This is a genomic window from Kiritimatiellia bacterium, from assembly GCA_025054615.1.
In the GTDB taxonomy this organism is placed as follows: Bacteria; Verrucomicrobiota; Kiritimatiellia; order CAIVKH01; family CAIVKH01; genus JANWZO01.
On sequence record JANWZO010000024.1, the window covers coordinates 21,222 to 31,541 of the forward strand.

12 protein-coding genes are annotated in these 10,320 nt (G+C 60.4%); 7 read left to right on the top strand and 5 right to left on the bottom strand.

Annotated elements, in window-relative coordinates; all coding sequences use genetic code 11:
- Positions 1 to 81 precede the first annotated feature (81 nt).
- Genes urtB through urtE form a run of 4 tightly spaced genes read left to right on the top strand, consistent with a single transcriptional unit; the run spans position 82 to position 4,334 of the window.
- Positions 82 to 1,740: an urea ABC transporter permease subunit UrtB gene (gene urtB, locus NZ740_09690; GenBank protein MCS6772279.1), complete on the top strand. Its 1,659-nt coding sequence runs from the start codon at positions 82 to 84 to the stop codon at positions 1,738 to 1,740.
- A gap of 3 nt (positions 1,741 to 1,743) precedes the next feature.
- Complete coding sequence (gene urtC, locus NZ740_09695) at positions 1,744 to 2,886, top strand: urea ABC transporter permease subunit UrtC (protein ID MCS6772280.1); 1,143 nt, start codon at positions 1,744 to 1,746, stop codon at positions 2,884 to 2,886.
- The gene (gene urtD / locus NZ740_09700; protein ID MCS6772281.1) at positions 2,852 to 3,616 is read left to right on the top strand and encodes an urea ABC transporter ATP-binding protein UrtD; all 765 of its coding nucleotides are present in this window, start codon (positions 2,852 to 2,854) and stop codon (positions 3,614 to 3,616) included. Before urtC ends, urtD begins: the two co-directional genes overlap by 35 nt.
- A 16-nt stretch (positions 3,617 to 3,632) precedes the next feature.
- On the top strand, positions 3,633 to 4,334 hold the full coding sequence (urtE, locus tag NZ740_09705) for an urea ABC transporter ATP-binding subunit UrtE (GenBank protein MCS6772282.1): 702 nt from the start codon (positions 3,633 to 3,635) through the stop codon (positions 4,332 to 4,334).
- A 137-nt stretch (positions 4,335 to 4,471) separates the two neighbouring features.
- Here urtE and NZ740_09710 read toward each other — a convergent pair whose 3' ends face one another.
- On the bottom strand, positions 4,472 to 4,981 hold the full coding sequence (locus NZ740_09710; protein ID MCS6772283.1) for a periplasmic heavy metal sensor: 510 nt from the start codon (positions 4,979 to 4,981) through the stop codon (positions 4,472 to 4,474).
- 112 nt (positions 4,982 to 5,093) lie between these two features.
- Between NZ740_09710 and NZ740_09715 the strand changes: the two genes are divergently transcribed.
- Positions 5,094 to 5,720 (top strand): endonuclease III, encoded by a 627-nt coding sequence (locus NZ740_09715; GenBank protein ID MCS6772284.1) that lies wholly within the window; start codon positions 5,094 to 5,096, stop codon positions 5,718 to 5,720.
- The gene (locus tag NZ740_09720; GenBank protein ID MCS6772285.1) at positions 5,717 to 6,973 is read left to right on the top strand and encodes an RtcB family protein; all 1,257 of its coding nucleotides are present in this window, start codon (positions 5,717 to 5,719) and stop codon (positions 6,971 to 6,973) included. The genes NZ740_09715 and NZ740_09720 overlap by 4 nt, the downstream gene beginning before the upstream one ends.
- 44 nt (positions 6,974 to 7,017) lie before the next feature.
- Here the strand turns inward: NZ740_09720 and NZ740_09725 are convergent, their stop codons facing one another.
- The 3 genes from NZ740_09725 to NZ740_09735 all read right to left on the bottom strand — a co-directional run bounded on the left by NZ740_09725 (position 7,018) and on the right by NZ740_09735 (position 9,524).
- Positions 7,018 to 7,527 carry a hypothetical protein gene (locus tag NZ740_09725; GenBank protein MCS6772286.1) on the bottom strand — a complete coding sequence of 170 codons (510 nt, stop codon included), beginning with the start codon at positions 7,525 to 7,527 and terminating at the stop codon, positions 7,018 to 7,020.
- A gap of 130 nt (positions 7,528 to 7,657) precedes the next feature.
- A complete protein-coding gene (locus NZ740_09730; protein ID MCS6772287.1) occupies positions 7,658 to 8,251 on the bottom strand; it encodes an FMN-binding protein in 594 nt (197 codons plus the stop codon).
- Positions 8,241 to 9,524 (bottom strand): hypothetical protein, encoded by a 1,284-nt coding sequence (locus NZ740_09735; GenBank protein ID MCS6772288.1) that lies wholly within the window; start codon positions 9,522 to 9,524, stop codon positions 8,241 to 8,243. The genes NZ740_09730 and NZ740_09735 overlap by 11 nt, the downstream gene beginning before the upstream one ends.
- A 149-nt stretch (positions 9,525 to 9,673) precedes the next feature.
- Here NZ740_09735 and NZ740_09740 point away from each other — a divergent pair, with 149 nt between their 5' ends.
- Positions 9,674 to 9,967, top strand: coding sequence for a hypothetical protein (locus tag NZ740_09740; GenBank protein MCS6772289.1), 294 nt, complete (start codon positions 9,674 to 9,676; stop codon positions 9,965 to 9,967).
- 121 nt (positions 9,968 to 10,088) lie between these two features.
- Here the strand turns inward: NZ740_09740 and NZ740_09745 are convergent.
- A partial coding sequence (locus NZ740_09745) for a DUF2075 domain-containing protein (GenBank protein ID MCS6772290.1) occupies positions 10,089 to 10,320 on the bottom strand: 232 nt, incomplete at its 5' end.

Genomic DNA, 10,320 nt, shown 5'->3' on the forward strand with positions numbered 1-10,320 from the left:
CAGTGAGGAGGGAGGGCCGGTTCCGGGATGAAACCGGCCCTCCTGTTTACGACTGATGATGAATCGTGAAATCGAAATCGTATGCGTGCGCTGATCATTCCCGCAATCGCGTGGACGCTCGCCGCCGGGGTCCATGCGGTAGCCGAGCAATCACCTCGGATTGATCTCGAGGCCCGGGCGAAACTTGAACAGGCGATTCTCGCCGGTACCGAGCAAGCCGTCGACGCCATCCCCCTGACCTCGGATGAATTCATCGCGCGTGTGCTCGCGTCGTGGCGAGTGGGAGATGTGTGGGTGTGGCAGCCGGACGGCGGAGAGACTCGCGTTGTGTTGGTTGAAAATCCGGCCTCCGCGGTGACGGGCACCACGGTGATTGCGGTGAAGACAGGCGAACAGATTGTCGATGCCGAGGGCCGTCCGATCCTGTTGCGGTCCGCGGATGCAAAACCGGCTGACACGACGTCCCGTATTCGCCGGGCCATCAAACGATATTTGGACGTTGTAAACCTCGCCCATGCGGATTGGCGAATTCGGCGCGACGCCGCCTCAAAGCTGGGCGCCGAGCAGAAACTGGAGCATTTGGAGCTCCTTAAATCACGGCTTGCTCTGGAGTCTCACCGGCTGGTGCGCCGTTCAGTCGAAGAGGCGGTCGCGATGATTGAACTCGCACACGGTGACGCCGCGACTAGGCAATCGGCCGCGCGACGTCTCGGGGAACTGCGCTCGCAAGCGGCGCGCGACCGCCTTGTCGAGATATCTAAGAATCCTGCCGATCCTGCCGCCGACGAGGCGCGGAAAAGCGTTCAGGACATCGATTCTCACGCCCGCATGAACCTTTTGATCGGAACCGCGTTTCGCGGCCTGAGCCTTGCCTCCGTTTTGTTGATCGCTGCGCTGGGGCTTGCCGTCACATTCGGACTCATGGGCATTATCAACATGGCGCACGGCGAGATGATCATGGTGGGCGCATACGTCAGTTATGTTGCCCAGCGGCAGTTCGCTGCAATGTTTGGCCCCAACCATCCCGCATTCGGCTGGTATGTGCCTTTCTCGGTTGTGGCCGCTTTTTTCACGACCGCAGCCGTGGGCCTCCTGATTGAGCGCGGCATCATTCGTTTTCTGTATCGCCGCCCGCTGGAGTCCCTGCTGGCCACGTGGGGCATCAGCCTCTTTCTCCAGCAAACATTTCGATCCATTTTCGGCGCGGCGAATGTGCAAGTGGCGGCCCCTGCCTGGCTGCTGGGAAGTTTCGAATGGATGGATGTCATTTTTTCGTATACGCGCCTGTTTGTCATTGCGGTCGCCCTACTGACCGTCCTCGCGGTCTGGTTCTGGCTGAACCGCAGCCCCGCTGGACTGTTTGTCCGGTCAACGACGCAAAATCGCGCGATGGCCGAATGCCTCGGGGTCCGGAGTGACCGCGTGGACATGCTGACCTTTGCGGTGGGTTCCGGCCTCGCGGGCATCGCTGGCGCATGCCTGGCCCAAATTGGCAACGTCGGACCCAGCCTCGGCCAGGCGCACATCATCGACTGCTTTATGATCGTCGTACTCGGCGGGGTCGGCAACCTGGTCGGCACGATTTTGGTGTCGCTCGGCCTCGGCGTCGCCGACCAGATTATGCAGCCGTTCCTCGGGGCGGTGCTTGGAAAAATCATTCTTCTCTTCGCCATTATCGTCTTTTTGCAGTGGAAACCGGCCGGCCTGTTTCCGGCCAAAACCCGAAATCTGGACAGCTAGGCCGTGCGCACTGATAAAAGAAACATTGAGTGGATCGTCTTCGCCCTGCTCACTGCGATCGTCGCCGTCGTACTGCCCGCGCTCAATGCGTGGGCTCCGCCCGATCGCTGGTATCACGTGAGTGATTTTTCCCTCAACTTGTACGGCAAGTACCTGACCTACGCGATCCTCGCGATATCCGTCGATCTGTTGTGGGGCTACACCGGGCTATTGAGTCTGGGCCAGGCGCTCTTTTTCGCGCTAGGTGGCTATGCGATGGGGATGTACCTGTTGCTGATGATCGGTGAGCGCGGCCAGTACAAGAGCGTACTGCCCGATTACATGGTGTTCCTGGGCTACACAGAACTTCCCTTGCATTTTCGCCCGTTTTACAACTTCTGGTTCGCTTTGGGAGCCGTGTTCTGGGTTCCGGCGGTGGTCGCGGCCATCTTCGGCTTCATGGCGTTCCGCGCTCGCATCAAGGGGGTCCAATTTTCAATCCTGACGCAGGCGCTCACCTACGCGGCCGCCCTGATGTTCTTCCGAAACGAATTCACATTCGGCGGCAACAACGGCTTTACTGATTTCAAGGAAATACTCGGCTACGACATCAACGCCCCGTCGACCCGGCGCGCGCTGTACATCGCCACCGCAATCACGCTTGCGATCGTGTATGCCTCCTGCCGCCTGCTCACCCAAAGCCGTTTCGGCATGATCCAGCAAGCAATCCGCGATGGCGAAAATCGGCTGCTGTTTTCCGGATATCCGACTGACCGCTTCAAACTGGCGATCTTCGTCCTTGCCGCGGTCATCGCCGCTGTCGGGGGCGCTCTCTACGTCCCGCAGGTTGGCATCATCAATCCCAGTGAGATGACGCCCGACAAGTCCCTCGAGGCCGTCGTCTGGGTTGCGGTCGGAGGCCGCGGGACCCTTTACGGCCCGGTCGCCGGCGCGATTGCCGTCAACGCGCTGAAAAGCTATTCGACCCGGAGCTATCCCGAATACTGGCTTTTCATTCTCGGAGGTCTCTTCATCGTCGCCACGCTCTTCATCCCCCGCGGCCTGGTGGGTCTGCCGGCTCAGATTTCGAGCGGGTGGGTGCGCCTGAAATCACGGATCGGGACTGTACCTCATGGAATCGTTGCTTTATTTAGAGGACGTCCATAAGTCCTTTGATGGCTTCAAAGCCATTGACGGCCTGAGTTTCGCGCTCGTGCCGGGCGAATTGCGGGTGATCATTGGGCCAAATGGAGCGGGTAAATCCACGCTGCTGGACCTGATCACAGGCCGACTCAAGCCCGATTCTGGGAAAATTCTGTTCCGCGAGATCGATCTGACCCGGCTGAACGAATGGCAGATCAACCGCTTGGGCATTGGCCGAAAGTTCCAGACGCCATCGGTTTACGGCAACCACACAGTCTACGAAAACCTGCTGCTGTCGCTGCCGAGGCGCCGCAATGTGTCGACGGCCCTCTTCGCTCGCGAGACCCGTGAGGAAAAGGCGCGCATCGAGGAAATTCTCGAAGAGATCGGCCTGGCGGAAAAGCGGGGTGTTCTGGCGGGGTCATTGGCGCACGGCGAGAAACAATGGCTGGAGATCGGTATGTTGCTGGTTCAATCGCCGGAGCTGCTGCTGGTGGACGAGCCAGCCGCCGGCATGACCGATGCCGAAACGGAAAAGACCGCCGAACTGCTGCTGCGGCTCGAAGGGCGTCACACGCTTGTTGTCATCGAACACGATATGGAATTCGTGCGGGACCTCAACCGCCGGATCACGGTGCTGCACCAAGGCGCCGTCCTATGCGAAGGGAATATGGATTTCATTCAACAGCACGAGGAGGTCCGACGCGTCTACCTAGGCGAAGAGTCCGAAACCGCCCCGTCCGGCGCGCCGTAAAGGAACAGCCATGGCCATTTTCGAAATCGAACGCCTGTCATTTTCCTACGGAGGGTCCCGCATCCTATGGGACATTGATCTTCAGATCGAACCTGGGGCCATCGTCTGTCTGATGGGCCGGAACGGAGTGGGGAAATCGACGCTGCTCAAAAATGCAGTCGGCCTGCTGGAACCCTCGAATGGGACGGTCCGCATCGATGGCACACCCGTCAACGGCCGACCTCCCAGTTGGCGGGCCCGAAAGGGCTTGGCCTACGTACCGCAGGGACGGGAGATCTTCCCCCATCTGACCGTTGAGGAAAATTTGCTACTGCCCCTTTTCGCGATGAAATCCCGCCGCTCAGCCGCTGAGGCGCTGGACGAAGCCATGGATATATTTCCCGCGCTCCGCTCCCTCCTTCGCCGGAAGGGCGGCCTGCTGAGCGGCGGCCAACAACAGCAATTGGCGATCGCGCGCGCGCTGGTCACACAGCCTCGCATCCTGCTGCTCGACGAACCGACCGAGGGCATCCAGCCTTCGATCGTGCAAGAGATCGGCCACACCCTTCAGGCGCTCAAACGCCGCATGTCTCTGGCAATTCTCCTGGTGGAACAGTGCGTTCCGTTTGCGCGCCGGGTTGCCGATTCGTTCGTCCTGATGCAAAAAGGGCGGGTGGTCTCTCGCGGGCCTATCAGCGGATTGACGGACGAGCTGGTGAGCGAATATTTGAATGTGTAACCGCGTCGGGAGAAAGGAATCCTCCGCTCTCGCCGTATGCTCCGCTGATCAGCTCGGTCTGTGCGGCTCCTAAAACAATGCGCGTCCTGAGCCGGGTGGCTTCGGACGCGCATGATCGGACCTGTTATCGGTGCGGACTAGTCGCCAATATCGTCGCGCTTACGCTCAGCCCGCGGTCCCGGGTGAGGTCGGTGCTCGCCTTCGCGCCCAGGCTTAGCGAATTGTTTCCTCAGTTTTCGGAATCCCTCCGGACCGAGGATTTCGCGAACGGCCAGTTGTTCTTCCACCATCGCCTTACGCAGCGCGGTACGGGCGGCGCCGGCAGCCTCGACGGCTTTCATGATGGCGTCCCGATCCGGTCGTTCGGTTCTCATCAGGCGCCGAATTTCCGCCTCTGCGAGCTGAACCTCGGAGCGCAGGCGGATGAGGGTTTTCTCGCTTTCCGCGGCGCGCTCCCGAATGGCTGCCACCTGGGCGTCCGTCAGCCCAGCGGCCCGCAGCGCCTCATCGTCTTCGAGAATGCGTTCCCATCGGGGGCCGCGTTCCTCCGGATCCGGCCGCCAGGGCCGATCCATGGGTTCAGCCGTCGCTAACCCAGTTACTGCCCCCACAAGGAGGGCGCTCCATGTCAAGGTGTTCTTTCTCATCGTGGATTCTCCTTTCTCGGCATGAGTTCCGCCGTTACTGTCATAACGTTGAACCCGATTCGTTTATTGCATCGGCTCGGGCGTCCGAGCCGTCCGTCAACCAACCCTGAAGATGACGCGACAAGAACGAGCGAGGATTGTGGCTCAACGCCTTGATGAATTTTTCCCGAATGTGGAGCCTCCGCTTCCGCACGTCGACCCCTTTCGGCTTCTGGTCGCGGTAATTCTGTCCGCCCAATGCACGGACAAGCGGGTGAACGAGGTAGCTCCCCGACTCTTCGCCATTGCGGACACGCCCGAGCGGATGGCGGCGCTTCCGCTGGCGACCATCCGGCGCGTAATCCGGCCCTGCGGCCTCGCGCCCTCAAAATCGCGGGCCATTCGGAATTCCGCCAGGCTGATCTTGGAGCGGCATGGCGGCCGCGTGCCACGGACCTTTGAGGAGCTCGAAGAGCTGCCCGGCGTCGGACACAAGACAGCCTCTGTCGTTATGTCCCAGGCATTCGGCGTACCGGCTTTCCCGGTGGACACGCACATCCACAGGCTTGCCCGTCGCTGGAGATTGACCCGCGGCCGGAATGTCGCCGAAACAGAGCGCGACCTAAAGGCCCTATTCCCACCAGAGGAGTGGCACAAGCGCCACCTCCAAATTATCTTTTATGGCAGAGCCTATTGCACGGCGCGCGGATGCGACGGGTCCCGTTGCCCGATCTGCGCGGATCTGAACCGAAAGCGATGAAATCTCTTGAACAGAAGGCCCCCTGGCAAAAGTGGGGCGATCAGATCGACCCGAACGCGGAAGCCCAGATGGAGGCGGCATCCCGCTTGCCGGTGGCCGTGGCGGGCGCCCTCATGCCGGATGCCCACGTGGGCTACGGATTGCCCATTGGCGGCGTCCTGGCGACGCGGAACGCCGTCATTCCCTACGCTGTCGGCGTTGACATCGCCTGTCGCATGAAAATGACCGTCCTGGACCTTCCTCTCGACTGGCTGGAGCGAAAGAAAGAGCGACTCATCAAGGCCATCGAGGAAGAGACGCGGTTCGGCGTTGGCGCGGAGTTTCGCCAGCGCCGCGATCATCCGGTGATGGAGGCGGACTGGTCGGTGAGCCCGGTGACTAGGCAGCACCGGGATCGAGCATGGGCTCAATTGGGTACGAGCGGCAGCGGCAACCACTTCGTCGAATTTGGAATCCTGACAGTGTTTCGGCCCGTCCTGCTAGATCCGGACACGCGCCGTCCGGTTCAACCTCAACCGGCCGAGTTCGATTCCTCGGAGAAGGAAGGCCGCTTTGCTATCCTCGCTCCCGGCCGCTATTTAGCGCTGCTGAGCCACAGCGGGAGCCGGGGCACGGGCGCTTCCGTTTGCGATTACTACAGCAAGCTGGCCATGAAAAAGCGGCCGGACTTACCGAAGGACATGCGACACCTGGCCTGGCTGGATCTGGACGAGGACGACGGCCGGGAATACTGGGCCGCTATGGAGTTAATGGGTCGCTATGCAGCCGCGAACCACGAGCTGATCCACACCCATATTGCTCGAAATCTCGGGGTTTCGGTGCTCTTCGATTTGGAAAATCACCACAACTTCGCGTGGAAAGAACGCCATCTCGGTCAGGAACTGGTCGTTCACCGAAAAGGGGCCACTCCCGCAGGCGAAGGCGTGATGGGCATTATTCCCGGCTCGATGGCCTCGCCCGGTTTCGTCGTGCGCGGAAAGGGGAATCCGGATTCGCTCAACTCGGCTGCGCACGGCGCGGGACGTTGTATCAGCCGAACTAAGGCGGAAAAAACGTTTAGCTGGAAAGAGGCGAAAAAGGTCCTCGAGGAGGCCGGCGTCACTCTGATCTCCGCGGGATTGGATGAAGTGCCGATGGTCTATAAAGACATTCGCCAAGTGATGGCGGCCCAATCAGACTTGGTGGAGGTCGTTGCTCAATTCGATCCCAAGCTGGTGAAGATGGCGCCCTCCGGCGAGCGGCCCGAGGACTGACTTCCTTCAGTCTCTCCACCCGCGCGGTCGCCTGTCCGCTCTCGTTAGTTGCTTCGTACCGGCTGGGCGGCGGGCGCGCCAATCTTTTCAGGTGACGCGGTTGTTTCGCCTTTAGTAGGCAAAGGCCGCCCGGCCCGTCGTGCGCGGCGGTGGATGATGATATGAGTTGCACAGGCGGCCAGCCACATAGCTGACGTAACCAGATGCACCGCGACCCAGGCCAATCGCCAGGCGTCCTCTTTGGCGGTTTGGATCAGGGCCCCCGACAGGATCATCGGCAGTGCGGTCCCGAGCATGATCGCACCGCTGGCGCGCCCTTCCCGCGCTCCATCCCGCCAGTAGGCCACGCCGTGGTGCCATGCAAAATGGCCGATGGCCAGCGCCAGCAGCGGCGCCGAAACGATGTGCGCGTCACGCCAGAAGGGTTCGGCAGGATGGGACGCCGCGAACGGGTCTTCCGGGGTCAGCAGGTAACGAACCGCCGCGTATCCCAGGCCTGTCAGGCCCACCAGGGCATTTGACGCGGTTAAGAGTCGTCGCTCAACAGGATGCATGGGACCAAATCAAGATGGCCGTTTAGGTAGTCGATGCCTGATTCGCCAGAAAATTTCCATCGTATGGAAAATTTTTTTTGGATTTTTCCATGCCATGGAAATTTCCATGGCATGGAAAATTTGCGCCTTATTATTTCGCATCGGCCGGAATCCCTGACAGCACGGCGTGGAGGGCCAGCGCGCGCCGCGCGGCTTTCGTCGTTGCCCGGGCGGTCAGGGTCGCGCCTGTGATGCCCTGGATTCCCCGGCGGAGCTGAAGGTCCTCATCCAGGCAACGGCCGCGAAATTGGTTGAGCCAGGCGGCGGACGGCTTGTATTGCGGCGGTTCGCGGAACGAAAGCACCTCGATGGAGCGGAGTCGGCCGTCCGGCTCGACAATGATCATCAGCGTCTGCGGCAGCGTTCGCACGCGGTGCGCGTCGAAGTAGGCTGTGCCGACGGGCCGGCCATCCAGACTCGCATGGTACGCGAAGATCACCGTATGGGGCAGCGGTTCGCCAGCGAGACGCGCTGCCTCTGCCTGTTGCTCGGCCGTCAGGGTGTACGTGCGTCGCTCGATGTCGGCCCCTGGGAAGGCGGTAGCCAGCGCGTCGTACAACGAGGGGATTTCGCCGGAGCCCGCGAAAGCAGCCGCGGCGGTTGCCGCGACTGCGAGCGCGGCGGCGAGGCCGGGAGCGGCCTTGAGCCGCGCTCGCAGCGGCTGACGGTCGAGTTCAGAACACATAGCCTAGGAGGAGATTCCACTGGTCTCGTAGGCTGTTCGCGGCGTCGTCGTAGAACTGATACTCGCCCTTTAGAACCACTTGCTCGATCGGCTTGAAATTCAGCCCCACGACGATGAGGTCCACCTCGTTCTTGCCGGAAGCGGTGTAGCCGGAAGGGACCCTGTCCTGCGTGTTGTAGGACTCGAATCGCACGAACGGCGAGAGTGCGGCTTCGCCATCGGGCCGCAACAAATCGAGGATGTCGTAACCGGCTTCCAGGTACGCGCCGACCATTCGTTCGCCGACCGGGTCGACGGGCGGGGCCGTCTTGCCCTGAGCTGCGGCGGCTGCCGCCGCTTTCCGCTCAAGGTGTTGGGTGAGCCTTGCGGCGTTGTCGATTTCCGCCACGACGCCCAGCGCTCGAACGGACAAACCGCGCCAGCGCCAGTCCACGTGCGCTTCATACAGCGTGGTTTGCAGCGAAAAGGGTAAGGTTTGCGAAGAATCGCCGTGATAGATTGACGCGCCGACGATGAAATCCTCCGCCAGCGAATAATCGATGCGAAGGACGCCGGCGAGATCCTCGGCGAGCGCGTGGGATGCCTTTTGACGCCCGCCGCGGAGGCCGGCGGCGGAAAAGTCTTCGCCCTTCAGCCCGTTGACCAGATAGGCCTTGTAGCTGAATTTGCCCACATCGCCGAATACGCCCACGCCGTTTTCGCGCCAAGTGCTTGGAATAATGCGCTGCTCGATATCGGGTCTGCGCGCGCCAAAAAAGGTGGTGGGTTCATGATATTCGCTGATCAGGCCCACGGGAATGAGGACTACGCCCCCGCGGAGGTTAAGCTCCGGCCGCCACAGGTAGTCGATGTAGGCGAATTCGACGGAGGCATAACCCTTTTTGTCAGTTGAAGCGTGTTCCAGCTCGAGTTCCGTGTTGAGGATGATTCGCTCGTTGTATTTATAGCCTACGTAAAGGACCATCCGCAGGAAGTCCCAGTCATCGGGTTTAGCGGGGTCGTCGAAGTTTTGGTAGAGCATCTCGCCGTAGCCGCCGAGCGACAGGCCGGACTCTTTGAAATAGACCTTGGAGGCCGCGGGGCTGAGTCCGAATTTTCGGTCGCCGGGATCGATGGCGATGTCTTGCAGGCGGATGCGTTCAATTTCGGCCGCGAGCGCATCGACCTGCCGCTCCAGCTCGGCGAGTCGGTTCGTGACCGGCTCGGCTGCGATCGTGTGGAGAGACAGGCTCAACGCGGCGGCCGCCAGGGCGGTTCGAGGTATTTTGATCATGATGGCAATACTCCTTTAGGGTTGATAGATTGAATAACACAACATCGAATTGGCATAACAATATTCTGTTTTATATGTCAACCATTTTGCGCAACTTTGTGAATTTTGGGTATTCAATCAGGGCAGCGCGGCATACACTCGGTATCGGAATGACTAAACCCGACATCAATTTCGACTGCCCCCACTGCGGACAGAATCTTGAGGCGCCCGGCAATATGGCCGGCTTATTTGTCGAGTGTCCAACCTGTTCAAAGGTTATCAAGGTTCCTGCAGAATCGGGCAAAAGCGCGCCCGCCGAATCGAAGACCGGCAATCAGTTCGCGCAGCCGCCGCCCCGCGAGGAGGAGAAATCGTCGACGATGCGAATCGATCTTCCTCCCGATTTTCGACTACCCCCTCCGACCCCGCGCCGATTCATCATCCGGCGCTCCGGCTCCCGTTGATCTTATCGTTCAAGCTTGCAGCCTGGTCTTTTGAACGGCTGACAAGCATCCACGTTGAGCGCAGCGGTGTTGATCCGTTGTTTTTTGAAAATGTGCGTTGGCGCCGCCTAGGCGGGCCAAACTATTGAAGCACGGGAATGCCAATCTTGCCCAAGTATTGATAGGTCCGTTCATCATACTCCGGGGAGCGAGTCGGATCTTTTTTCTCGCCCGGTGGGACGAAGATGACCATGCCCTGGCGGTCGCGGGTCAGGAGAACGCGATGGGCATTTTGAGGAAACTTTTTGCGGCCCGCCTTTTGAGCCGCCATGTCCTTTCTCTTTGAAAATGTGATGCTTCCAGCCGCTACAGTT